We start from the raw sequence: 24967 nt of genomic DNA, 5'->3' as shown, positions 1-24967 counted from the left end.
ACTGGCGGAACTGTCAGTTTGGGGCACGCGGGTCGTCCGTCGATTCCGCAGACGGAATGCCTGCGTCGCGATGGCTGCGATTGCGTCGATCGCGCTGCGCTCACAGCTGCTCCATCCCGAAGCGCGCGAGCGCATGCAGATCGACGACCTCGATCTGGTTGTACGCGAGCCGCAACGCGCCGAGCTTCTCGAGTTGCTGCAGCGCCTGGTTGATCCGCTGCCGCGACACGCCGACGAGCATCCCCAGTTCCTCCTGCGAGATCGACAGCGACGGGCCCGTATCCGGATACAGGTCGGGGTTGAAGAGCTGCGCGAGCGCCTGCGCGACGCGCGCGTCGACGTCGAGCAGCCGGCTGTTCTGGATCGACGCGATGAATTCGCCCATCCGGTTGTTCAACTGATGGATCACGAAGCGTGTGAACGGCAGGCTGGTATCGAGCAGCGCATGGAAAGTGTCGACCGGCACGAATAGCACGCTCGAGCGCTGGATCGCGACGACTTCGTACTTGCGCAGCTCGCGCTTGATCACGCTGCCTTCGCCGAACCAGCCGCCCGACGGCACGCCGGAAAACGTGCAGCCGCGCCCCGACACGTTGAAGATCGCGAGCTTCAGCAACCCCTGGTGCACGCCGATCCAGTACTCGGACGGCGCGAGCCGGTGCGCGATCACGTCGCCGGCCTCGCACTGCTCGACGCGCGACTGCGCGAGCACGAGCGCCTGGTGTTCGGGCGCCAGCGTGCGGAACCACGCGCACTGGCCGAACAGCGTCGACAGGGCGGGCAGCGGGCCCGGTTCGGGAGGCTGGTCGGCCGGGCGGGCGGCCGCGTCGGGCGGCGCAACGGAATGGTCGTGCATGGGTGCGGGTTTGCGAGGATAGGGATAACGCGCAGCGCTCGAAAGGCACTCTGTCGTTTCGATGACAGACGGCTCACAATAGCGCCCGTTAGGCTGTCGGCAATTGAACCACATCAAAACGATCCGGGGTGCATGCACGCCGGTCGACAGAACACGGGAGACAGGATCATGACGCAGATGTTCGAGGCCGGACTCGGCCGCCGCGACGCCAATTACGTGCCGCTCACCCCGATCGATTTCCTGGTCCGGACGGCCGAAGTCTACGGCGAGCGCCTTGCGATCGTGCATGGCGACGTGCGGCGCACGTGGGGCGAGACCTACGCGCGTGCAAAGCAGCTGGCGAGCGCGCTCGTGCAGGCCGGCGTCGGGCGCGGCGACACGGTCGCGGCGATGCTGCCGAACATCCCGGCGATGGTCGAGGCGCACTTCGGCGTGCCGATGGCCGGCGCGGTGCTGAACACGATCAACACGCGGCTCGACGTGTCGTCGGTGCTGTTCATGCTGCGTCACGGCGAGGCGAAGGTGCTGATCGTCGACACCGAATACGCGGAGTTCGCGCATCGCGCGGCGCTCGAGGTGCCGGGCCTGAAGATCGTCAGCGTGGCCGACGCGATGCCGGCCGATCCCGACCGTTTCGCGGGCGCGACCGATTACGAGGCGTTCGTGGCCGGCGGCGACGCCGACTACGCGTGGACACCGCCCGCCGACGAATGGGATGCGATCGCGCTGAACTACACGTCCGGCACGACCGGCGACCCGAAGGGCGTCGTCTACCATCATCGCGGCGCGTATCTCGCGGCGATCAGCAACCTCCTCGAATGGGACATGCCGAAGCACGCGGTGTATCTGTGGACGCTGCCGATGTTCCACTGCAACGGCTGGTGCTTCCCGTGGGCCGTCGCGGCGCGCGCGGGCGTGAACGTGTGCCTGCGCAAGTTCGACGCGAAGACCGTGTTCGACCTGATCCGCCGCGAGCGCATCACGCATTACTGCGGCGCGCCGATCGTGCAGAGCGCGATCGCGAATGCACCGGCGGAATTCCGTGAAGGGATCGACCACACGGTGCACGCGATGGTCGCGGGAGCGGCGCCCGCGCCGGCCGTGATCGCGAAGATGAAGGAGATCGGCTTCGACCTGCTGCACGTGTATGGGCTGACCGAGGTGTATGGCCCGGCGACCGTGTGCGCGAAGCAGTCTCACTGGGAAGAACTGTCCGACGAGGAGCGCGCGCGGCTCAATGCGCGCCAGGGCGTGCGTTACCACCTCGAAGCGGGCGCGACGGTGCTCGATCCCGATACGATGGCGCCCGTGCCGGCCGACGGCGAGACGCTCGGCGAGATCATGTTCCGCGGCAACATCTGCATGAAGGGCTACCTGAAGAACCCGAAGGCGACCGACGAGGCGTTCCACGGCGGCTGGTTCCATACCGGCGATCTCGCGGTGCTGATGCCGGACGGCTATATCCGGATCAAGGATCGCAAGAAGGACATCATCATCTCGGGCGGCGAGAACATCTCGAGCATCGAGGTCGAGGACGCGCTGTACCGCCATCCGGCCGTCGCCGTCGCGGCCGTCGTCGCGATGCCCGACCCGAAATGGGGCGAAGTGCCGTGCGCGTTCGTCGAGCTGCGCGAAGGCGCGAGCGCCACCGAGGAGGAGATCGTCGCGCACTGCCGGCAACTGCTCGCGGGCTTCAAGGTGCCGAAGGCCGTGCGCTTCGGCGAGTTGCCGAAGACGTCGACCGGCAAGATCCAGAAGTTCCAGTTGCGCAATGCGGTCGGCTCGGACAAGGCGATCGACCTGGCTGGCGACAAGAAGTAGGCGGCGCGCCCGGCCGTGGCCGATCATCCTGCGTCCGTCACGCGTCGCGTGCGAGCCGGAACACGCTGACTGCGTGCCGCGCGCGTCACCGCCAGTCGTCCGCTTGATACGTCAACTTTGGCGAAATCTTTAGCGGAATGCCGTCGATCGACGGCCGGCGGGCGCGGGAGAGGACCGCGGGCGTCAGTGCGTCACGAGCCACGCGACGGCCAGATAGCGGCCGACCTTCGCGATCGTCACGATGACGAGAAAGGTCGGCAGTGGTTCGCGCAGCACGCCGGCGATCATCGTCAGCGGATCGCCGATCACCGGCGCCCAACTGAGCAGCAGCGACCAGCGGCCATAGCGCCCGTACCAGCGCTCGGCGCGCGCGAGCGCGGACGGCTTGACCGGAAACCAGCGGCGCTCGCGGAAGTGCTCGATGCCGCGCCCGAGCGCCCAGTTGATCGCCGAGCCGGCGACGTTGCCGATGCTCGCGACGAGCACCAGCGCCCACACGGGTTCGCGCCCGGCGAGCAGCAGGCCCGCGAGCACGGCTTCGGACTGGAGCGGAAACAGGGTCGCGGCGACCATCGACACGGCGAACAGGCCGCCGTAAGTGAACAATTCGGACATCGCGCGATTGTACCGGCCGCACGCCGGCCGGCCCGGGTCATACGGTCACCGGCTCGCGGCGCTAGGTGGCGTCGGCCGTGCCGAACAGCAGGTGCGAGATCACCGACTTGTCGACTGGTTCGTCGTTGAGCGTGCTGGCGAGCAGTTCGCCGGCGAGTTGCTGCGGCGAGAACACCATGTCGGGTTTCAGCAGGCGCAGCCGTTCGAGGTTGCGCTGCTGGTTCACGAGCGCGACCGTGCGCACCGCCGGCGCGATCTCGCGGATCGCGAGGATGATGAAGGCGTTTTCGGCGTCGTCGGAGCGCAGCGCCAGCACGGCTCGCGCGGTCGCCGTGCCGGCGCTTTCCAGCACCGCGTGGTCGGTCGCGTCACCGACGATCAGGTCGGTCGCGGCCGCGTAGTTGTGCTCGACGCCGGCCGGCACGATGACGGTCACCGCGTAGCCGCGCTTGCGCAGCCCGTCGTGTACCGCGTGCGCCACCGGCGTCGCGCCGACGATCAGGAAATGATGCTTGCGGATCACGTTCGAAAGGCCTCCCTTGACGATCCGTTTCAGATTGCCGCCGATCACGGGGCCGACGACCGCGCTGATCGACGTCGCGAACACCGTGATGCCGAGGACGATCACCGAGGCGGTGAACAGGCGTGCGGTCGGCGCGTGCGGAACGATGTCGCCGTAGCCGACCGTCGACATCGACACGATCGAGAAATAGACGGCGGTGGCGAGGTCGTGGACGGGGGGCGTGAATTCGTCGCCGAGGTACAGCACGCCGAAGGTCGCGTAGATCAGCAGCGACACGATGCTCAGCAGCGCGAACAGGCTGCTTGCGGCCACGCTCGCGCGGTCGAAGTGCCGCCAGTAATACAGCAGCGCAACCGCCAGCACGGCCGTGTAGACGAACACCGCGTGGCTTTGATAGCCGCCGAGCAAGCTGATCGCGGCGGCCGCGACCAGCAGCACGATCGACAGCACCCACGCGACGCGGGCGCGCAGCACGATGCCGATGGCCATCGTCGCGAGGCCGGCCGCGACGACGACTTGCGGCAGCACGACGAGCCCTGCGTTGTCGACGAGATTCAGCGCATCGGCGAGCCACGCGTGATGCAGGCCGAGCCTGGCATGCTCGACGACTGGGCGCAGCACCATGAGCGCATCGAGCGCGAGGAGGAGGGCGAGATACCAGTGCAGGCCGATTGGCGCGAACAGGCGCCGCAGGCGGGTAGTGACGTGCTTCATTCAGTCGCCCGGCGGGCCGGGCATGTCCAACGAACCAGCCGCTACCCTAAAGCATTCCGCGATCGGCTGCTTTTTCGCGGGGCCTGATGGCGGCCGTGACGAAGCCGGCAGCCCTGGTCTTTCAGTTCCAGCCGACCATGATCGCGCCCATCCCGACGAGCAGCCCGCCCGTCACGCGATTCATCGCGCGCATCCGTGCCGGCCGCTGCAGCGCGCGGCTCAGCCGGTGCGAGAACAGCGCCATCGACGCGACGCCGCCCGCGAACAGCAACGCGAACGTCGTCGCGAGCAGCAGGAATTGAAGGTTCAGGCTCCAGTCGGCATTCGGGCTGATGAACTGCGGAAAGAACGACGGAAAGAACAACAGTGTTTTCGGATTCAGGCCGGAGGTCGCGACGCCGCGCCAGAACAGCGCGCGGTCGCTGTCCTGCTGGGCGATGGCCGGATCGGTTGCGGCAGCCGGTGCGTTCGCCGGCGCACGGCTGAGCCATTGCTTGGCGCCGAGCCACACGAGATACGCGGCACCGGCCCAGCGCAGTACGGTCAGCGCGTGCTCGTTGAGATGCACCAGTGAATTCAGGCATAGCGCGGTCAGCGCGAGTTGCAGCAGCACGGCGAGCGTGCCGCCCCAGACGCAGGGCAGCGCACGGCGCCAGCCGGCGCGCAGCGCCTGGTTCATCGTGAGCAGGTTGACGGGACCGGGGGCGTAGATCAGGACGACGGAGGCAGCGAGGAACGACAGATAAAGCTTGAACGACATGACGGGAGTGCAGGTACAGGGCCGCAGGCACCGGCCCCGCACGCGGTCGGATAGGCGTGCGGGCGGCGGGGAATCGCATGTCTGCCGCCCGGCACCGCAACTTGTGATTGCGGCCGTGCGTCCCGGTGCGAAGGGGTTGTCGCGGGGAGCGTGCCGGGCAGCAGGCATGGAGAAAATGTATCAAGCGGCCCGGTTAAAAGGCTTCCTGTTTTCCGGTAAAACGGGCCTGAAACCGGAATCCTGTTCAGATAGAATGCCGATTTTCAGTAGAAGATTCTTCTCATCATGGCTACCCGCGAACGCACGCCGAAAACGCTCGACAATCAGGACCGCAAGATCCTTGGTGCATTGCAGAAAAATGCGCGCCTGTCGAACGCCGAACTCGCCGAACAGATCGGCATGTCGACCACCGCATGCTGGAACCGCACACGGCAACTCGAGCTCGACGGCTACATCGACGGTTACGTCGCACTGGTCAACCAGCGCATGCTCGGCTACGCGGACATCGTGATCCTCGAAGTCACGCTCGATCGCCACGAGGACGACGCGCTCGCGCGTTTCGGCTCGGAACTGGCGGCGCTGCCTGAAGTGCTCGAGGCATATCTGGTGTCGGGCGAGTACGACTACTGGATCAAGGTCGCGGTGGATGGCACGGCCGGCTACGAACGCTTCCTGCGCGAAAAGCTGTACCGGATTTCGAGCATTCGTCACAGCCGCTCGATGTTCGCGCTGCGCTGCATGAAGGATGTGCCTTCGATCCAGGTGTGACGGCAGGCGAGGATGGCGTGCGGCCGTCGTTGAAACGACGGCGCGTGCGGTTGCGCGTGGGTGCGGTAAATGCCGCCAAAGGGCCGACAGGGAAGGCTCGCCGGGTGTGACGGTAGGCGGACACGGAAAACGGATGAATCTTCCGTTGGGGGCGGGGTGACGTTGGCTCTCGCCTGGTATCGGCGCTTGTCGCGGCCGTAAAACAAGCTTGAAACGCTCCCGACGCGGTGAGCGCATTCATCAGCCGGAACGCGCCCGGCACATTTCCACGTCAGTCAGCACCACCGCATTCCGATGCCCGGCGCGGCGGCCACTGGCGGCGCGCATCCGGGCAAGCGGATCAGGCGGAGGGTTTGCCGCTGGATGGCGGCCGATCGTTCCGCTCAGCGCGGCAGGCGCGCGTGTGCTTCAGCGATGACTTCGCAGTTCTCGAGGTGGAGCGCCCACGCTTCTGCAAGCAGCTCGCTCACACGTGCGAGCCAGCCAGTGGATTCGGTGGAACGGTTGGAGACATTAGACGTTTGCATGACGAAGCCCCGTATAGGTGGCGAGTTAGGGATAACCCTAATCATAGCGAAACGTCACCGCCTTGTGAAATGCGATTTCGTTATATGAGAATTCCTGACACTTATGTTGCTGTTGAGCAACATGAATAGCGGCTGCCTTTGCGTGACGCACGGGCGTGCCGAGGCCGTGCCGGCACGGCCTCAGGGGAAGAGAGCAAAGGGGATTCGAGTGTCGGGGAAAAGGGGCGCGATTACTGCCCGATCCACCCGAACCGCCAGGACAGTCGCCGCGTCGCGGCGAGCAGCGTCTGCGCGAGGTCGCTGTCCGGCCCGCGCGGGAAGCCGCGCGACGAGCCGATGATCGCGATCACCAGCCGGATGCTGCCGGTGTGATCGAACACGGGCGCGGCGACCGTGCCGATGCCCGGCACCGGCGCGTCGAACGCGAAATCGAGTTCGTCCGCACGGATCGCCGCGAGCCGCGCGCGAAATGCGGCGTCGTCCGGCGCGGTGCGGCTGCCCGCGAGACGCACGGGCTCGTTGGCGAGCAGGTCGGCCAGCACGTCGTCGGACATGCCGGACGCGAAGATCCGGCCGATCGCCGTATTGACGAGCGACATCACGGTGCCGACCTGCAGGCTCACGTGCTGCGGCCGCGCCGATTCTTCGAGACGGATCACGGTCGGGCCCAGCGGGCCGAGCGTCGCGGCGGCCACACTCATGTCGGTCGCGGCGGCCAGCGCGATGATCTCGGCTTCCGCGTCGCGCGTCGGCGACACGCGCTGCATCGCGATCAGGCCGAGCGCCTGTGCGAGCGGGCCGCCGTCGAAACAGCCGGCGTCGTCGCGGCCCAGCAGGCCGATCTTCTGCAGGCTGACCAGATGCGGAAATGCCTTCGCGGCCGGCATGCCGGCCGCTGCCGCGAGATCGCGCAGCGGCAGCGCGCGGCCGGCCGACACCAGCGCGAGCAGCAGTTCGCCGGTGCTGTCGAGCGCATTGATCCCGCGCTGCGCCTTCGCGTCGTCGCCCAATGCCGGCGGCACGCGAGTCGCGCCAACTGCCGGCGCGGGCGGCGGTTCAGCCTGGTTCGAGCTTTCCGCGCCGAGCGACGCGGTGGCCTGCCGTGCGGCTTCGCGCAAGGCCGTCGCAATCGGGCCGTCCCAGTCGACATCGATCGACCCGCTCGAACCGATTACCGTCAACGCAAGCTGCAGATGCCCATTCGCGTCGAATACGGGCACGCACATTGCGCTGACGCCGGGGCTCGGCCGGTCGATGCTGCGCTCGATACCGCGCGTGCGAATCGCTTCGCGCTCGGCTTGCCGCGCGTCGGCGTCGGGTGCGTTTTGCTCGTCTTCGGCGCCCGCGAGCGAATCGCCCGCGCCGGCCTGGCTGGCCGCCATTGCGTCGAGCTGCGCGGTGTCGCCGAACGTGCGGAACACGCGGCCGGTGGCCGTCGTATCGAGCGACATCACCGAGCCGACGTGCAGGTTCACGTGCAATGGATAGCCGCCGTGCTCGATGCGCACGATCGTCGGGCCGAGCGCGCCCGGCACCGACAGCGCGACGCTCAGGCCGACGGCTTCGGCGAGCTGCACCGCGTGCGGCAGCGCCGCGCGGTAGGCCGCCTGGCGCTCGATCGACATCAGCCCGAGCCGCAACGACAGCGGGCCCGGCTCGTAGTTGCCGGTGATCGCATCGCGCTTCACGAGCGCGAGCCGCGTCAGGCTGACCAGATAGGTATGTGCCTGCGCGGTCGACAGGTCGGCCGCCGCCGCCAGCTCCGACAGCCCGAGCGGCTTGCGCCGGCGCGCGAGCGCGTCGAGCAGCCGGCCGCCGACCTCGACACTCTGGATCCCGCGCTGCGCCTTGGGCGGCGCGTCGTCTGCGCTGACTTCGTGGTTCTGCACGCGATGGTTCTTCCGTTGACGAAACCCCGCATGGTATCCGACGCCATTTATCGCGCCAGCCCGCAGGTTTACCCGTATTAAACAATAGCAAGCGACTTTGTCATTGACAAATATTCGGCACAGGAAGATGATCCGCTCACTCCCCTCAACACATGGCTCGCAGCCACGGAACGCAACATGGCCAAAGCATTCGCCTCCCAAGCCGATCTGGAAGAGAAGAAAGTCACCTGGACGAAGCTGTCCGAGAACGCGTACGCGTACACCGCCGAAGGCGACCCGAACTCGGGCGTGATCATCGGCGACGACAGCGTGCTGATCGTCGACACGACCGCGACGCCCGCGATGGCGCAGGACCTGATCGCGAAGATCCGCAGCGTGACCGACAAGCCGATCAAGCACGTGGTGCTGTCGCACTACCACGCGGTGCGGGTGCTCGGCGCTTCGGCGTATTTCGACGAAGGCGCGCAGCACGTGATCGCGAGCCGCGGCACGTACGAGATGATCGTCGAGCGCGGCGAGGCCGACATGAAGTCGGAGATCGAGCGCTTCCCGCGCCTGTTCGCCGGCGTCGAGACGGTGCCGGGTCTGACCTGGCCGACGCTCGTGTTCGAGCGCGAGATCACGCTGTTCCTCGGCAAGCTCGAAGTGAAGATCATGCACGTCGGCTCGGGCCACACGAAGGGCGACACGATCGTGTGGATCCCGTCGCAGAAGGTGCTGTTCTCGGGCGACCTGGTCGAATACGACGCCGCGTGCTATTGCGGCGACGCGCAGCTCGAACAATGGCCGGCCACGCTCGAGGCGCTGCGCGCGCTCGGCGCCGAGAAGCTCGTGCCGGGCCGCGGCCCCGCGCTGCTGAATCCGGCCGAGGTCGACAAGGGCCTCGACTACACGAAGGATTTCGTGACGACGCTGCTCGCGCAAGGCCGCAAGGCGGTCGAGCGCAATCTCGACCTGAAGGCGTCGATGGCGCTTACGCGCGAAGCGATGGACCCGAAGTTCGGCCATGTGTTCATCTACGAACACTGTTTGCCGTTCGACGTGTCGCGCGCATTCGACGAGGCGAGCGGCATCACGCATCCGCGCATCTGGACCGCGCAGCGCGACAAGGACATGTGGGCCGCGCTGCAGGACTGAGCGGCACGCGGCGGCGGGGCGTTGAGATAAACGCTTCGCCGTTTCCCTGAGGGCTGCGGCATCCGCGGCGGCACTGCGCCGCGGCGCCGGCAGCCGTATCCGGTCTCACAAGAAAGCAGGGCGCATGCACGCCCTCGGAGACTGCTGCGCGCTCGAATCGCGCGGCCCGTTTGGAGAGAGACATGCCCCAATCGCTTCCCGCCGAAGCGACGCTCGCGCACGCGAGTGCCTCGGCGCCGACTTCCGTATCCGACACCGAATCCAGCGACGCGCAGCTGTTCCGCAAGATCGCGTGGCGGATCGTCCCGTTCCTGTTCCTCTGCTACGTCGTGTCGTTTCTCGACCGCATCAACATCGGCTTCGCGCAATTGCAGATGAAGCACGATCTCGGTTTCAGCGATGCGATGTACGGCCTCGGCGCCGCGGTGTTCTACGTCGGCTACGTGTTCTGCGAGGTGCCGAGCAACATGCTGCTCGCGCGGTTCGGCGCGCGCCGCACGTTTACGCGGATCATGCTGCTGTGGGGCATTGCGTCGACCGGGATGATGTTCGTGTCGCAGCCGTCGCATTTCTACGTGCTGCGGTTCCTGCTCGGCGTGTTCGAAGCGGGCTTCTTTCCCGGCATCGTGCTGTACCTGACCTACTGGTTCCCGGCGAACCGGCGCGCGGCGGCGATCTCGGTGTTCTTCGCGGGCGTCGCGGTGGCCGGCGTGCTCGGCGGCCTGATGTCGGGCTGGATCATGCGCGACATGAGCGGCGTGCTCGGGCTGCACGGCTGGCAATGGATGTTCGCGATCGAAGGCGCGCCGGCGATCCTGCTCGCGTTCGCCGCGTTCACGTTCCTCGTCGACCGGCCGCAGGACGCCGCGTGGCTCACGTCCGACGAAAAGGCGCGCGTTGCCGCGCTGTGTGGCGAAGGGCGCGGGCACGGCAGCGCGCACGACGGACGCAGCGTGATGGCCGCGCTTGCGAATCCGCGCGTGTACCTGTTCGCGTTCATCTATTTCTCGCTGACCTGCGCGTCGCTGACGCTCAACTTCTGGATGCCGCTGATGATCCGCGACTTCGGCGTGACCGACGTCGTTGCGGTGAGTCTCTACACGGTCGTGCCGAACGCGGTCGGCGCGATCGGGCTGGTCCTGATCGCGCGCCGCTCGGACCGCACCGGCGAGCGCCGCAAGCACTTCGCGTGCTGCACGATCGGCGGCGGGCTCGCGCTCGCGGCGCTGACACTGCATCTGCATAGTTTCGCGGCGATGCTCGCGTGCCTGTCGATCGCGGCGACGCTGATCTTTGCCGCGCTGCCGATCTTCTGGGCCGTGCCGACCCGCTACCTGTCGGGCAACGCGGCAGCCGCCGGGATCGCCCTGATCAGCAGCATCGGGATCACGAGCGGCATCGTCAGCCCGTGGGTGATCGGGATGATCCGCACGCGCACGGGCAGCATGGATCTCGCCGTGTACCTGCTGGCCGCGCTGCTGGTGGCGAGCGGCGCCGCGCTGATGCTCGGCGTGAAGAGCGAAAGCGCGCAACGCGGCTGAGTGAACCAGGGCCGGTCGATGCCCGCGGGCAGCGGCGACCGGCGCCTCATCTCCGTCCGCACCCGAATCCATCGAGGAGACGTTCGATGTCAGCCCCTCTTCACGCGCACGCCGCACCGGCCGTCGCGTCCGGCGCCGGTTCAACGGACGCGGCCGGCGACGACGCGCTGTATCGTCGCATCGGCATGCGGATCATCCCGTTCCTGTTCATCTGCTACATCGTGTCGATCCTCGATCGCAGCAACATCGGCTTCGCGCAGTTGCAGATGCGGCAGGATCTCGGCCTGACCGATGCGATGTACAGCCTCGGCGCGGTGCTGTTCTTCGTCGGCTACGTGCTGTTCGAGGTGCCGAGCAACGCGCTGCTGCGCCGCTTCGGCGCGCGCCGCACGTTCGCGCGGATCATGTTCCTGTGGGGCGCGGTGTCGGTCGCGATGATCACCGTCGACAGCGCGAAACACTTCTACGTGCTGCGCTTCCTGCTCGGGCTGTTCGAGGCTGGGTTCTTCCCGGGCGTGGTGTTCTACCTGACTTACTGGTATCCGGCGCGGCGGCGCGCGTCGGTGCTGTCGATCTTCTACGCGGGCGTCGCTGTGGCCGGGATGGTCGGCGGGCTGCTGTCGGGCTGGCTCATGCGCGGGATGTCCGGCGTGATGGGGCTGCACGGCTGGCAATGGATGTTCGCGATCGAAGGCGCGCCCGCGATCCTGCTCGGCCTGATCGCGTGGTTCTGGCTGTGCGATCGCCCCGAGCACGCGCGCTGGCTGTCCGACGCCGACCGACAGCGGCTCGCGGCCGACCTGGCCGCCGACCGCGCCGGCGCGGGCATGCAGGCGCCGCATTCGCTGCGGCAGGTGCTGGCCGAACCGCGCACGTACCTGTTCGCGTTCATCTATTTCTCGCTGACCACCGCGCTGCTGATGCTGCTGTTCTGGATGCCGCTCATGATCCGCGAATTCGGCATCCGCGACGTCGTGCAGATCAGCCTGCTGTCGGTCGTGCCGAATGCGATCGGCGCGGCCGGCCTGATCGTGATCGCGCGACGCTCCGACCGCAAGCGCGAACGGCGCCGGCACTTCGCCGCGTGCGCGTTCGGCGGTGCGGTGGCGCTCGCGCTGCTGACGCTGCACCTGCCGAGCATCGTCGCGATGATGGCGCTGCTGTCGATCGCGGCGATGCTGATCTTCGCCGCGCATCCGGTGTTCTGGGCCGTGCCGTCCGCGTATTTCTCGGGCGCCGGCGCGGCCGGCGGGATCGCGCTGATCAGCAGCATCGGCGTGTCGAGCGGGATGATCACGCCCTGGCTCGTCGGGTTGATCCGCACGCGCACCGGCAGCATGGACCCTGCGATGCTGATGATTGCGGCGCTGCTGGCCGCGTGTGCGGTCGCGATGCTGCTGGGTGTGCGGCGCGGCGAGGCCGGCGCGCGGGCGGAAGCCGCGCATTGACGGCGATGCCGCGCGAGCGGGCGGCGGTGCGATGCCGTCGTCCCGTTCGCGGCGGAAGCGGGCGCCGCGGCTAGGCCCGATACACCTCGATCCGGTTACGGCCGCGTTCCTTCGCGAGATAGAGCGCCTTGTCGGCGCGCGACAGCGACTGGTAGGCGCCGAAGTCCGATTCGCGCATCGCGTCGATGCCGATGCTGACGGTCACCACGACCTGCTCGTCCTCGTGCGTGAGCTGCGTCTGCAGCGCGCGCTGCTGCACGCGCCGCGCAAAGGCCAGCGCCGTATCGAGATCCGATCCCGGCAGCACGATCGCGAACTCCTCGCCGCCGACCCGGCCGACGATGCTGTCCGGCCCGGTTTCCGCGAGCAGCAGCCGCGCGAAATGACGGAGCGCGCGATCGCCGAGCGGGTGGCCCCAGCGGTCGTTCAGCGCCTTGAAGTGATCGAGGTCGAGCATCAGCACGGCGGCGGCCCGGCCGGTCGCGCGCACACCGCGCAGCGCCGCTTCGCTTTGCCGCATGAACGCATGACGGTTCGACAGTTGCGTCAGGTGATCGGTCGTCGCCATCCGGTGCAGTTCGGCCTCGATGTGCTTGCGGTCGGTCGCATCGGTGATGAAGCCGTGCCATACGGTGCCGCCGTCGGACGTGCGCTGCGGGCGTGCATCGCCTTCGCGCCAGCGCAGGCCCTGGTCGGGCAGCAGCACGCGATACTCGAGACGCCACGGCGTCAGGTGCACCGACGATTCCTGCAGCGAGTGCCGGTAGGCGACCAGGTCGGCCGGATGGATCCGCATCTCGACCGTCTCCGCGTGGTGGGCGAGCTGCTCGGGCGTCAGTTCGTAGATGTCGCGGACGCCGGCGCTCGCATACGAGAAGAAGCGGCGCCCGCCGGCCGTCTGACGAAGTTGAAAGACGAGCCCCGGCACCTGGTCGGTGAGATCCGTGACGAGCGCGGCCGAGTCGCGCAACCGCGCGGCGAGTTCGCGCAGTGCGGTGATGTCGGTGGTCGTGCCGACCATCCGCAGCGCACGGCCGTGGCAGTCGCGCGTGATCACCTTGCCGCGGCTGCGGATCCACCGGTACGTGCCGTCCTTGCAGCGGATGCGGTGTTCGACTTCGTAGCTGTCGGTGCGGCTTTCGAAATGCGCGAGCATCGCGGCTTTCACGCCGTCGACGTCGTCCGGATGCAGGCGTTCGTAAGCGTCCTCGATCCGGCTGCTCAGTTCGTGCGGCGCATAACCGAGCATCGCCTTCCACGCCGGCGAGTAACGGATCTCGCCGTTCTCCACGTTGCGGTCCCACACGCCGGTGCCGCTTTCGGTCAGTGCAAGCGATGTCAGCGTGCTGTGCTCCTCGACGCGCGCGAGCCGGTTGCGCAACGCAGCTTCCGCGATGGCGCGGGCCAGCGCGCGCTCGGCCACGACCGCGAGGTCGAGCAGCAGCGCGCATTGCGTGGCGTCGAGCATCAGGCGGGTGTCGTTGACGATGCACAGCGTGCCGAGTGTCGTGCCGTCGGGCGCGGCCAGCTCACAGGCCGCGACGATTTGCGGTGCGGGAAGCCGGGCGTCGTTGCATTGCGGGGCGTGTACGACGTATCGTCTGCCGGCAGACGGATCGCGTTCGACGTGCGGCGCAAGGCAGACGGCAGGAAGCGGATCGGGCAAGGTGCCGTCGGCGGCGAGCACGCGTTGCGTGCCGGCCTCGGCGCGCGCGACGAATGCGCCGGCCGTGCGTGCCTGCGCACGCGCTATGCGGCAAACGGCGACGAGTTCGGGCAGCGACGGAAGCGCCGGCTGGCCGTCGGCGGAATCGTGCGCAGAGGCCGGCGCGTCGCCGGTCTCGGTGATGAACATACGGAACCGCATGGTCGAATTCCGCAACGGACGATTGCCCTCGTGATCGGACGAATGCCGATCGAACGAGGCTGCTTGGGGGACTGCAATCGCAGAGCTTACTGTCGCGCGGAATGCGTGGCAAGCGAGTCGAAATCGGTCGCTGGCGCCGGTCATTTGTGCCGGTGGCGAACGAATCCGGCGCGCGTTCCCGCAGACGAATCGAGCGTTCGGCGCGCGCCCGGAAACGTGCCGTCGAACGGGGAATGACCGTCGGTCGATTCGCCGTGCGGCCCCGTTTCCCACGACGCGCCCGGGGTTCGATGCGATGACCGGCCCCGATCGACACGGGGCCGGCGCGATCGATCAACTGGCGTAGCGCGGCGCGGGCGTATCGGCCGACAGGTGCGGCGCCATCGTGCGACGTGCGGTCTCGTAAGCGTCTCATTCGTCGCCCGCATGCAGCGACGGGATCGTCACGAGTTCGCCGCGCTCGAAGCCGACGAGTGCCGCATCGACCATGTCGGGCGCGGCCATCACGATTTCCTTCGGCAGGTGTTCGAGCGGCAGGCCGCCCGTTTGCCAGAAATCGGTGGCGGTTGCGCCCGGCAGTACGGCCTGCACCTGTACGCCCTTGCCGGCGAGTTCGTGATGCAGCGACTGGCTGAACGCGAGCACGAACGCCTTGCTGCCGCCGTACACGCCGTTCAGCGTTTCCGGCGAGATCGCGACGATCGACGAAATGTTGATCACCGCGCCGCCGCCGCGTGCGACGAAGCCGGGCACGGCTGCGTAGGTCAGGCGCGTGAGCGCGGTCACGTTCAGGTCGATCATGCGCGTCATTGCGTCGACGTCGCTGTCGAGCAGCGGCGCATGCGTGCCGATACCCGCGTTGTTCACGAGCAGCGTGATGCTCGCGTCCTGTTTCAGCTTCGCCTCGACGGCGGCGAGCGCCGAGCGGTCGTTGAGGTCCGCGTCGACGATCTCGACGCTGCGCTGCGTGTCGTTCGTGATGCGCTCGGCAAGGGCGCTCAGGCGGTCGCGATTGCGCGCGACCAGGATCAGGTCGTAGCCGCGGCGCGCGAGGCGGTCCGCGTAGACGGCGCCGATGCCCGACGATGCGCCGGTAATGAGGGCGGTACCGCGATGTGCTTGCGTCATGATGTGCTCCGTTTCGGTGGGGTTGGCCGGATGGCGTGAAGCCATTCTGGCGCCGAAGTGTCGCGACACAAATGACGTAGATGGGTATGATTCAGGACATCGGGCCGACCACCGCGCCCGGGACCGGAGAACCCCATGCACCGAATTGGCTTTCTGATCAGCGACGGCTTCCAGATCATGGCGCTCGCCGCGCAGTCGGTGTTCGAGTACGCGAACATGGGCATGCGCGAGCCGTTCTACGTGATGGACAACTATTCGGTCGACGGCGGCGACGTGCGCTCGTCGCTTGGGCTGTCGGTCGCGACGCGTGCGCTGCGCGGGCGGATCGACGTCGATACGTGGATCGTCGCGGGCGTCAACGATCCGCTCGCCGCGCCGGCGCCGGCCGGCGTCGTCACCTACCTGCGGCGTACGAACGCGCGTGCGCGGCGGATCGCCGGCATCTGCACGGGTGCGTTCGTGCTGGCCGAGGCCGGGCTGCTCGCGCAGCGCCGCGCAACCACGCACTGGGCGTTCGGCCGCGACATGCAGCGGCAGTACCCGGAGATTCGCGTCGAGGAAGACCGGATCTACATCGTCGACGGTCCGATCTGGACCTCGGCCGGGATGACGGCCGGGCTGGACCTTGCGCTCGCGATGGTGGAAAAGGATCTGGGCGCCGATGCCGCGCGCTCGGTCGCGCACAAGCTCGTGATGCATCAGCGCCGGGCCGGCGGCCAGTCGCAGCATTCGGAAATGCTCGATCTCGCGCCGAAATCCGACCGGATCCAGAACGCACTGAACTATGCGCGGCAGAATCTCGGCCGTGCGTTGACCGTCGAGGATCTGGCCGAAGCCGTGCACTTGAGCCCGCGCCAGTTCAGCCGCGTGTTCACGCTCGAAACGGGGCAGTCGCCGGCGAAGGCGATCGAGCGGCTGCGGCTCGAATCCGCGCGGCTGATGATCGAGCAGAGCCGCCATCCGCTCGACGTGATCGCGAAGGAGAACGGTTTTCGCGACCGTCGGCACATGCGCGAGGCGTTCGTACGCGGGTTCGGCGTGCCGCCGCAGGCGATGCGGCGCGACGCGCGGGCGGACGAGCGGGAGCCGGCCTGAGCGTGGGCGCGAGGTGTTCGGTGCGGTTTGAAAAAATCGCGCAGAATCTCGTCGATATGCTTCGTGAGGAGACACGATGTACGCCGCCCCGTTCGACATAGCGATTCCCGATCACGCGCTCGATGACCTGCGCCGACGCCTGCGAGACACGCGCGCACCGATGCTGACACCGGCCGCGGCGTGGCAGCAGGGTGTCGACGGCGCATGGCTGCGCGAGCTGACCGCATACTGGGCCGAACGCTTCGACTGGCGTGCGACGGAGCGCGCGCTGAACCGGCTGCCGCAATTCGTCGCCGACGTCGGTGGGCAGCGCGTGCATTTCATCCATCGGCGCGGCGTCGGACCGAGGCCGTATCCGCTCGTCATCACGCACGGCTGGCCGGGTTCCGTATTCGAATTCGAGGCGCTGATCGATCGCCTCTGCGACCCGGCGGCGTTCGGCGGCGATCCGGACGACGCGTTCGACGTCGTCGTGCCGTCACTGCCGGGCTTCCTGTTCTCGCCGGCGCCCGAGGCGCCCGGCATGGCGGCATTTCAGGTCGCCGACCGCTGGGCGGCGCTGATGTCCGGCCTCGGCTATCGCCGCTTCGGTGCGCAAGGCGGGGACCTCGGCGCAGGCGTGTCGATTGCGCTCGGCGCGCGACATGCCGCCGTGGTGGATGCGATTCACCTCAACTATCTGCCCGGCAGCTACGAACCTCCGACCGACGCGGCTGCGCCGCTGACCGAGGACGAACGGGCCTTCGTGACGCAACGCGGCGAATGGGCCGCGCTGGAAGGCGGATACGCGCATGTTCACATGACGAAGCCGCAGACGCTGGCCGTCGCGCTGAACGATTCGCCGGCCGGGCTGGCCGCGTGGATCGCGGAGAAATTTCGCGCGTGGAGCGATTGCGACGGTGACGTCGCGCGGCGGTTTTCGCACGACACGCTGCTGACCGGAATCTCGCTCTACTGGTTCACCGGCTGCATCGGTTCGTCCATGCAGATGTATTGGGAAAACCGGCTGCAGCCCATGCGCTTCGCGGCCGGGCAGCGCGTGACGGTGCCTGTTGCGTTTGCGCGTTTTCCGAAGGAAATCAGCCGCCCGCCGCGCAGTTGGCTCGAACGGGTGTTCGACGTCGCGCAGTGGACCGACATGCCGCGCGGCGGCCATTTTGCCGCGCTGGAGGAGCCGGATCTGCTGGCCAACGATATTCGGCGATTTTTCCGGCGTTTTCGGTAACGCGCGGTTCGGTCCGGGAGGCCGGTAAAGTCCGCCGGCGGCCAACCGGGCATCGACGGGAGCCTGCACCATGCGGACCGCGCCGCGCGGCTTCCTGTCCTATCGCGTGACGAACGGCGCGGCGTCGTCCGGCGCGGTGCGCGCATGTTTGCGCTGGCGCAGCAGCGCGACGCGGCAGTTCTCGCGCGCGGTCTCGTTACCATCGTCGTCGAGCAGCACCAGATCGCCGCGCATCACGTTCAGCGTGATCACGTCCTCACCGGGCGCGCCGAGCGTTTCCGGCGTGTGCACCGAACCGGCCGGTTCGAGCACCGTCGAGCCGGCGTGCGCGACCCAGTCGTATTCCAGGTAGCGCCACGCACCCTGCAGCGTATGAACGAACACCTCGCCATCGTGACGGTGGCGCGGCAGCGTGCCGCCGGCCGGCATCTTCAGCAGCGCGGTGAGCGTGTCCTCGGCCGCATTGATGTGCAGGTACTTGATCGCGAGCCCCGGCAGGTCGGCGCTCATCGGCAGCCACGGCAGCGCGTCGCCCGGCAGGCACGAGATTGGCGGCAGGTCGGTGGAGAGCGAGGCGGACGGCTGCGTCATGGCGGGAGGCGGAGCGGAAATGGGGAGCCCGCATTATCGCAGAGCCGGATCGCACGGCCGAACGCGGTCGCTCTCGTCGACACGGGCGCCGCCGAAGGCACGATACTTACAGTCTGAAATGCGCAGGTAAACTGTACAGTTAAACTGTCGACATGCTATCGTGGCGCCATGAACACGCCATCGTCCCCCTCCGATGCACTCCCGCTTGCCGGTCTCGCCGGCGAACTCCGCATTTCGGTCAGCAAGCTGATGCGGCGCATGCGGGAGCAGACCCATCCGAACGACCTCACTTCGTCGCAGAAATCGGTACTGCTGCGGCTCGACCGCGACGGCCCGGCGACGGTGTCGGCGCTGGCCCGTGCCGAAAGCGTGCGTCCGCAGTCGATGCGCGTGACGGTCGCGACGCTCGAGGCGCTCGGCGCTGTCGGCGGCGCGCCCGATCCGACCGACGGCCGCCAGACGCTGATCGCGCTCACGCCCGGTTTCCGCAAGGTGCTGCAGGCCAACCGTGCGGCCAAGGACGACTGGCTGTTCCGTGCGCTGCACGCGCAACTGTCGGAGGCGGAACAGGCCGAGCTCGCGGCGGCCGTGAAGCTGCTGCAGCGGCTTGCCGAATTCCAGGATCCCGCCCGCCCGTGAACCGCATCGACCCGCACGCCGAAAGGACCGCCTGACCATGAACCTCGCACATCTCGTGTCGTACTTCTTCGGCGGCGCGTTTCTCGCGAACGTCGTACCGCATCTCGTCAGCGGGTTGCGCGGCGAGCCGTTCCAGACGCCGTTCGCGAATCCACCCGGGCGCGGGTTGTCATCGTCCACCGTGAATGTCGTCTGGGGTGTTGCGAACCTCGTGATGGCGTACGTGCTGGTGTGCCGGGTCGGCGATTTCGACCTCCGGGTCACGGCCGATGCGGCGGCGCTCGGGCTCGGCATCCTCGCGCTCGGCCTGTTCCTCGCGCGGCGATTCGGCGAACTGCACGGCGGCAACGAGCCCGACCGGGAGCGGCCATGAGCGTACCGGCGGCAGGCGTGTTTCGTTCGCTTCGCAGTTTCAACTATCGTGTGTGGGCGATCGGTTCGCTGGTGTCGAACATCGGCACCTGGGTCCAGCGCACCGCGCAGGACTGGCTCGTGCTCACGCAGCTCACGCATCACGACGCATCGGCCGTCGGCACGGTGATGGCGCTGCAGTTCGGGCCGCAGCTGCTGCTGTTGCCGTGGACCGGCTACGCAGCCGACCGCTTCGATCAGCGCAAGCTGCTGATGACGACGCAGGCGCTGATGGGCGTGCTGGCGCTGGCGCTCGGCGCGCTGACGGTCGCGGGTGTCGCGCGGCTCGAGCATGTCTACGTGTTCGCGTTCCTGTTCGGCTGCGCGTCGGCGTTCGACGCGCCCGTACGGCAGACCTTCGTCGCGGAGCTGGTCGGCGATCGCGAGCTCGCGAATGCCGTCGCGCTCAATTCGACGTCGTTCAACGCCGCGCGGATGATCGGCCCGGCGGCGGCGGGTTTCATGATCGCGTCGGTCGGCACGGGCTGGGCGTTCGTCGCCAACGGGCTCAGTTTCTTCGCGGTGCTGGTGTCGCTGTTGCTGCTGCGGGAGGACGAACTGCGTGCGAACCTGCGGGCGGGGCGTTCGCGAGGCGGCCTGCTCGACGGCTTCCGCTACGTGTGGCGGCGCGACGACCTGAAGGCGATCCTCGTGATGCTGTTCCTGATCGGCACGTTCGGGCTCAATTTCCAGTTGTTCATCTCGACGATGGCGGCCAGCGTGTTTCACGTCGATGCACGCGGGTTCGGTGTGCTGTCGTCGATGATGGCCGTCGGCACGGTGTCGGGCGCGCTGCTCGCGGCACGCCGCGAGCAGCCGCGCTTCCGGCATCTGTGGTTCGGCGCGGCGCTGTTCGGGCTCGGCTGCACGTTCGCCGCGCTGGCGCCGGGCTACTGGCTGTTCGCCGCCGCGCTCGTGCTGACCGGGATCGCCGCGATCACCTTCATGAATTCGACCAACAGCCTGATGCAGCTTTCCACCGAGCCGGCGATGCGCGGCCGCGTGATGGCGCTGCGCCTCGCGGTCGCGCTCGGCGGCACGCCGATCGGCGCGCCGGTGGCCGGCTGGGTCGCGAACCATCTCGGCCCGCGCTGGGCGCTCGGCGTCGGCGCGGCGTCCGGTTTTGCCGCGGCGCTGGTCGCCACGCATTTCGTGAAGCGCAGCCGCGCGCTAGCGCAAGCCGACGGCGCGCGCGAACGGTTCGACGGCGTGTGATCGGGTGAGCGGGCGGGGCGTCGATATAGCCCCGCCGCGCTTGCTCGTCCCGCAACCGCTCGCACACCGCACACCGCCGGGAGCCGGATGCTTCGCGTGCGGCGCCTACCCAGCCGGCCGCACCGCCGTCGCATGCGCGGCTTCCAGACACGACTGGAACAGCAGCGCGGCCCGCGACGGCCGCGGCGAGCGCCGCAGCAGGCTCACGAACCGGCACCGGTAATTGAACCGGTGCGGTGCGATCGGCTGCATCAGCCCCTTGTTTTCGAAACTTTCCGCGTAGTGATCGGGCAGGAAGCCGAGATAGCGGCCCGACAGGATCAGCGTCGCGATCGATTCCTGGTCCGACGCGGTCGCGCTGCGCGTGAGCTTCGCGCGGTGGCTCAACTCCATGTTCGGCGAGTGGAAGCCGAGCCCCGCGAACGCGTGGTTGCGGATCGTCGTCCACGTGAGCTTGCCGTGCGGCGCATCGAAGAGCGGATGCTGGCGGCCGCAGTAGAGCAGCATCCGTTCGTCGAACAGCTCCGAATACTCGAGACTGCCCGAGTTGCGGTGCGCCGGAATGATCCCGACCTGATAGCTGCCGTCGATGATTCCGCGCTCGACCTCGTTGATCGACGCGACGTGCAGGTTCAGCGCGACGTCGGGCGCTTCGTCGGCGAACTGGCGGATCGCGTCGCCGAGCCGCGCATTCGCGTTGGTGGCTGTCTTGTCGAACACCGCGATGTGCAGTTCCCCGCCCATTTTGTCGTGAATGCCGTCGATCCTGCTGCGAAACGCTTCCATCGACGCGAGCAGGCGCAGCGTTTCCTCATAGACCGTCTGGCCTTCCGGCGTCAGCGTGAAGCCCGCGCGGCCGCGCCGGCACAGCACGAGGCCGAGGCGCGTTTCGAGATCCTTCACGTGCCGGCTGATCGTCGAGATGCCGATATTCAGCTCCAGTTCGGCCGCCGCCATCCCGCCGCACTGCACGACACCCTTGAAGACCCGCAGCAGGCGGAGATCCATGTCGCTGAGCTGCCCGAGCAACGCACGGCTCTTCGGTTTCTTTGCTTGCATAGTTGAGCAAGTGAACATTGATATTGCGATATTCAAAAGACTAATTGGCGTCCCGACAATGTGCAACATCAACACAAGGAGGAGGGGCGCGCCGCGCCGACCGACATGACCGACATCACCACCGCCCAGCAGGACGACACGAACCTTCGCACCGACGCCGCGTGGCTCGACGCGCACTGGATGCCGTTCACGGCCAACCGCCAGTTCAAGGCCGATCCGCGCATGATCGTGTCGGGCAAGGGTGCGTATTACACGGATGGCGAAGGCCGCAAGATTTTCGACGGCCTGTCGGGCCTCTGGTGCACGGGCCTCGGTCATGGCCGCACGGAAATCGTCGAAGCCGTGAGCCGCCAGGTCGCGCAGCTCGACTACGCGCCGGCATTCCAGTTCGGCCACCCGAAATCGTTCGAACTCGCGAACAAGATCAAGGACCTGACGCCGGCCGGCCTCGACTACGTGTTCTTCACGGGCTCGGGTTCGGAAGCGGCCGATACCTCGCTGAAGCTGGCCCGCGCGTACTGGCGTGCGAAGGGCAAGGGCACGAAGACGCGCCTGATCGGCCGCGAGAAGGGTTACCACGGCGTGAACTTCGGCGGCATCTCGGTCGGCGGGATCGGGCCGAACCGCAAGCTGTTCGGCCAGGGTCTCGACGCCGATTTCCTGCCGCACACCCAACTCGCCGAAAACAAGTTCTCGCGCGGGATGCCCGAGCACGGCGCCGAGCTGGCCGACCGCCTGCTCGAGCTGATCGCGCTGCACGACGCGTCGAACATCGCGGCCGTGATCGTCGAGCCGTTCTCCGGCTCGGCGGGCGTGGTCGTGCCGCCGAAGGGCTATCTGAAGCGCCTGCGCGACATCTGTACCGCGCACGACATCCTGCTGATTTTCGACGAGGTCATCACGGGCTTCGGCCGCGCCGGCGCGATGACGGGCGCCGATGCTTTCGGCGTGGTGCCGGACATCCTGAACTTCGCGAAGCAGGTGACGAACGGCGTGCAGCCGCTCGGCGGCGTGGTCGCGACGAAGGAGATCTACGACACGTTCATGGCCGCGGGCGGCCCCGAGTACATGCTCGAGTTCCCGCACGGCTATACGTATTCGGCGCACCCGGTCGCGTGCGCGGCCGGCGTCGCGGCGCTCGACCTGCTGGTGAAGGAAGACGCGGTGGCGCGTGTGCGCGATCTCGCGCCGCATTTCGAGGCGGCCGTGCACGGGCTGAAGGGCCAGCGCCACATTACCGACATCCGCAACTACGGGCTGGCTGCCGGCCTGACGATCGCGGCGCTGCCGGGCGAGCCCGCACGGCGCCCGTACGAGATCGCGATGCGCTGCTGGGCGAAGGGTTTCTACGTGCGCTACGGCGGCGACACGATCCAGCTGGCGCCCCCTTTCATCTCGGAGAAGCGCGAGATCGACAACCTGGTCAACGCGCTGTCCGACGCACTGAACGAAGTGGACTGAGCCGCCGCTCGTCCCCCGCGATAACCGAATTCACGAAAGAGCCTCAACGATGAAACACGACAGCAATGTGACCTCCACCATCGGCCACCTGATCGACGGCAAGCGCGTCGACGGCGGCAGCCGCGTCCAGCCGGTGTTCGACCCGGCCACCGGCGAATCGAACAAGAGCGTCGCGCTTGCCGACAAGCTGACCGTCGAAGCCGCGATCGCGTCCGCGCAGGCCGCGTTCCCGGCGTGGCGCAACACGCCGCCGCTGAAGCGCGCGCGCGTGATGAGCCGCTTCAAGACGCTGCTCGAAGAGCACGCCGACGAGCTGTGCGCACTGATCACGGCCGAGCACGGCAAGGTGCTCGCCGATGCGATGGGCGAACTGCAGCGCGGGATCGAGAACGTCGAATACGCGACCTACGTGCCCGAGCTGCTGAAGGGTGAGCACAGCAAGAACGTCGGCCCCGCGATCGACTCGTGGAGCGAGTTCCAGGCGCTCGGCGTCGCGGCCGGCATCACGCCGTTCAACTTCCCGGTGATGGTGCCGCTGTGGATGTGGCCGATGGCCGTCGCCTGCGGCAACACGTTCGTGCTGAAGCCGTCCGAGCGCACGCCGTCGTCGACGCTGCGCATGGCCGAGCTCGCGCTCGAAGCCGGCCTGCCGCCGGGCGTGCTGAACGTCGTGAACGGCGACAAGGAAGCGGTCGACACGCTGCTGACCGATCCGCGCGTGAAGGCCGTGAGCTTCGTCGGCTCGACGCCGATCGCCGAATACATCTATTCGACCGGCTGCGCGCACGGCAAGCGCGTGCAGGCACTCGGCGGCGCAAAGAACTTCGCGGTCGTGATGCCGGACGCCGATATCGGCAATGCGGTGAACGCGCTGATGGGCGCCGCGTACGGTTCGTGCGGCGAGCGCTGCATGGCGATTCCGCTGGTCGTCGCGATCGGTGACGAGACGGGCGACAAGGTCGTCGCGGGACTGAAGGCCGAGATCGAGAAGATGAAGGTCGGCCCCGGCATCGGCGCGGGCGTCGACATGGGCCCGCTCGTCACGCAGCAGCATTTCGAGAAGGTGACGGGTTTCGTCGAAGCCGGTGTGGAAGCCGGTGCGACGCTCGTCGTCGACGGCCGCAGCGTGAAGGTCGACGGCCACGACGGCGGCTACTACCTCGGCCCGTGCCTGTTCGACAACGTGAAGCCCGGCATGCCGATCTACCAGCACGAGATTTTCGGGCCCGTGCTCGGCGTGATCCGCCTGAAGTCGCTCGACGAGGCGATGGCGCTGATCGACGCGCACGAGTACGGCAACGGTACGTGCCTGTTCACGCGCGACGGCGAGGCCGCACGCTATTTCGGCGACAACATCCAGATCGGCATGGTCGGCATCAACGTGCCGCTGCCGGTGCCGGTTGCGTATCACTCGTTCGGCGGCTGGAAGCGTTCGCTGTTCGGCGACCTGCACGCGTACGGCCCGGACGCCGTGCGCTTCTACACGAAGCGCAAGACGATCACGCAGCGCTGGCCGTCGGCCGGCGTGCGTGAAGGGACGGTGTTCAGCTTCCCGTCGAGCCGCTGACGCGCGGCCCGGCTGCCTGCATCGCCCGCCTGGCGGCGGACGATGCCACACGGCCGGCGCGATCGCGAGCAGGCCCGCCCGGATCGTCGATCCGGGCGGGCTTTTTTACG

At 67.8% G+C, this 24967-nt stretch carries 21 protein-coding genes and 1 pseudogene; 12 read left to right on the top strand and 10 right to left on the bottom strand.

Annotated features, from left to right (window positions below):
- Positions 1 to 100: 100 nt before the first annotated feature.
- Positions 101 to 856, bottom strand: a complete 756-nt coding sequence (locus U5809_RS22635; RefSeq protein WP_282510135.1) for a Crp/Fnr family transcriptional regulator — start codon at positions 854 to 856, stop codon at positions 101 to 103.
- Between the two features lie 168 nt (positions 857 to 1024).
- Here U5809_RS22635 and U5809_RS22630 point away from each other — a divergent pair, with 168 nt between their 5' ends.
- Positions 1025 to 2677 (top strand): acyl-CoA synthetase, encoded by a 1653-nt coding sequence (locus U5809_RS22630; protein WP_322088196.1) that lies wholly within the window; start codon positions 1025 to 1027, stop codon positions 2675 to 2677.
- Positions 2678 to 2860: 183 nt separating this feature from the next.
- Here the strand turns inward: U5809_RS22630 and U5809_RS22625 are convergent, their stop codons facing one another.
- From U5809_RS22625 to U5809_RS22615, 3 genes are all read right to left on the bottom strand, one after another.
- Positions 2861 to 3292, bottom strand: coding sequence for a YqaA family protein (locus U5809_RS22625; protein WP_322088195.1), 432 nt, complete (start codon positions 3290 to 3292; stop codon positions 2861 to 2863).
- Positions 3293 to 3353: 61 nt separating this feature from the next.
- Complete coding sequence (kch, locus tag U5809_RS22620) at positions 3354 to 4529, bottom strand: voltage-gated potassium channel protein (RefSeq protein ID WP_322088194.1); 1176 nt, start codon at positions 4527 to 4529, stop codon at positions 3354 to 3356.
- Between the two features lie 121 nt (positions 4530 to 4650).
- Positions 4651 to 5289: a LysE family translocator gene (locus U5809_RS22615; RefSeq protein WP_322088193.1), complete on the bottom strand. Its 639-nt coding sequence runs from the start codon at positions 5287 to 5289 to the stop codon at positions 4651 to 4653.
- 285 nt (positions 5290 to 5574) lie between these two features.
- On the opposite strand from U5809_RS22615, the gene U5809_RS22610 reads away from it, so the two are divergent.
- The gene (locus U5809_RS22610; RefSeq protein WP_059240672.1) at positions 5575 to 6057 is read left to right on the top strand and encodes an Lrp/AsnC family transcriptional regulator; all 483 of its coding nucleotides are present in this window, start codon (positions 5575 to 5577) and stop codon (positions 6055 to 6057) included.
- Positions 6058 to 6440: 383 nt separating this feature from the next.
- Here the strand turns inward: U5809_RS22610 and U5809_RS22605 are convergent, their stop codons facing one another.
- Positions 6441 to 6584 (bottom strand): hypothetical protein, encoded by a 144-nt coding sequence (locus tag U5809_RS22605; protein WP_176045293.1) that lies wholly within the window; start codon positions 6582 to 6584, stop codon positions 6441 to 6443.
- A 230-nt stretch (positions 6585 to 6814) separates the two neighbouring features.
- Positions 6815 to 8473: an IclR family transcriptional regulator gene (locus tag U5809_RS22600; RefSeq protein ID WP_322088192.1), complete on the bottom strand. Its 1659-nt coding sequence runs from the start codon at positions 8471 to 8473 to the stop codon at positions 6815 to 6817.
- A 177-nt stretch (positions 8474 to 8650) separates the two neighbouring features.
- Here U5809_RS22600 and U5809_RS22595 point away from each other — a divergent pair, with 177 nt between their 5' ends.
- From U5809_RS22595 to U5809_RS22585, 3 genes are all read left to right on the top strand, one after another.
- On the top strand, positions 8651 to 9610 hold the full coding sequence (locus tag U5809_RS22595; protein WP_282510120.1) for an MBL fold metallo-hydrolase: 960 nt from the start codon (positions 8651 to 8653) through the stop codon (positions 9608 to 9610).
- A gap of 182 nt (positions 9611 to 9792) precedes the next feature.
- A complete protein-coding gene (locus U5809_RS22590; RefSeq protein WP_322088191.1) occupies positions 9793 to 11151 on the top strand; it encodes an MFS transporter in 1359 nt (452 codons plus the stop codon).
- A gap of 86 nt (positions 11152 to 11237) precedes the next feature.
- Positions 11238 to 12599, top strand: coding sequence for an MFS transporter (locus U5809_RS22585; RefSeq protein WP_322088190.1), 1362 nt, complete (start codon positions 11238 to 11240; stop codon positions 12597 to 12599).
- A 70-nt stretch (positions 12600 to 12669) separates the two neighbouring features.
- Here the strand turns inward: U5809_RS22585 and U5809_RS22580 are convergent, their stop codons facing one another.
- A complete protein-coding gene (locus U5809_RS22580; RefSeq protein WP_322088189.1) occupies positions 12670 to 14466 on the bottom strand; it encodes a diguanylate cyclase in 1797 nt (598 codons plus the stop codon).
- Between the two features lie 333 nt (positions 14467 to 14799).
- Positions 14800 to 15594, bottom strand: a pseudogene (locus U5809_RS22575) (SDR family NAD(P)-dependent oxidoreductase).
- Between the two features lie 135 nt (positions 15595 to 15729).
- Between U5809_RS22575 and U5809_RS22570 the strand changes: the two are divergent.
- Positions 15730 to 16689, top strand: a complete 960-nt coding sequence (locus tag U5809_RS22570) for a GlxA family transcriptional regulator (protein ID WP_322088188.1) — start codon at positions 15730 to 15732, stop codon at positions 16687 to 16689.
- 76 nt (positions 16690 to 16765) lie between these two features.
- Positions 16766 to 17914 (top strand): epoxide hydrolase, encoded by a 1149-nt coding sequence (locus U5809_RS22565; protein WP_322088187.1) that lies wholly within the window; start codon positions 16766 to 16768, stop codon positions 17912 to 17914.
- Positions 17915 to 18013: 99 nt separating this feature from the next.
- Here U5809_RS22565 and U5809_RS22560 read toward each other — a convergent pair whose 3' ends face one another.
- Positions 18014 to 18505, bottom strand: a complete 492-nt coding sequence (locus U5809_RS22560; RefSeq protein ID WP_322088186.1) for a 2,4'-dihydroxyacetophenone dioxygenase family protein — start codon at positions 18503 to 18505, stop codon at positions 18014 to 18016.
- Between the two features lie 168 nt (positions 18506 to 18673).
- Here U5809_RS22560 and U5809_RS22555 point away from each other — a divergent pair, with 168 nt between their 5' ends.
- From U5809_RS22555 to U5809_RS22545, 3 genes are read left to right on the top strand one after another with little or no spacing between them, the layout of a single operon-like run.
- Positions 18674 to 19144 (top strand): MarR family winged helix-turn-helix transcriptional regulator, encoded by a 471-nt coding sequence (locus tag U5809_RS22555; protein WP_322088185.1) that lies wholly within the window; start codon positions 18674 to 18676, stop codon positions 19142 to 19144.
- A gap of 37 nt (positions 19145 to 19181) precedes the next feature.
- Complete coding sequence (locus U5809_RS22550; RefSeq protein WP_322088184.1) at positions 19182 to 19517, top strand: hypothetical protein; 336 nt, start codon at positions 19182 to 19184, stop codon at positions 19515 to 19517.
- Entirely contained in the window at positions 19514 to 20770 is a 1257-nt protein-coding gene (locus U5809_RS22545) for an MFS transporter (protein ID WP_322088183.1), read from the top strand. The genes U5809_RS22550 and U5809_RS22545 overlap by 4 nt, the downstream gene beginning before the upstream one ends.
- Before the next feature lie 105 nt (positions 20771 to 20875).
- Here the strand turns inward: U5809_RS22545 and U5809_RS22540 are convergent, their stop codons facing one another.
- Complete coding sequence (locus U5809_RS22540; protein ID WP_322088182.1) at positions 20876 to 21829, bottom strand: LysR family transcriptional regulator; 954 nt, start codon at positions 21827 to 21829, stop codon at positions 20876 to 20878.
- A 105-nt stretch (positions 21830 to 21934) separates the two neighbouring features.
- Here U5809_RS22540 and U5809_RS22535 point away from each other — a divergent pair, with 105 nt between their 5' ends.
- Complete coding sequence (locus U5809_RS22535) at positions 21935 to 23290, top strand: aspartate aminotransferase family protein (protein ID WP_282510096.1); 1356 nt, start codon at positions 21935 to 21937, stop codon at positions 23288 to 23290.
- Between the two features lie 49 nt (positions 23291 to 23339).
- Positions 23340 to 24857, top strand: a complete 1518-nt coding sequence (locus U5809_RS22530; protein ID WP_322088181.1) for a CoA-acylating methylmalonate-semialdehyde dehydrogenase — start codon at positions 23340 to 23342, stop codon at positions 24855 to 24857.
- Positions 24858 to 24967: the final 110 nt, after the last annotated feature.

The organism is Burkholderia sp. BCC1999 (genome assembly GCF_905339975.1).
In the GTDB taxonomy this organism is placed as follows: Bacteria; Pseudomonadota; Gammaproteobacteria; order Burkholderiales; family Burkholderiaceae; genus Burkholderia.
The sequence above is the reverse complement of the archived record's forward strand: the minus strand, read 5'-3'. Positions and strand labels throughout refer to the sequence as shown.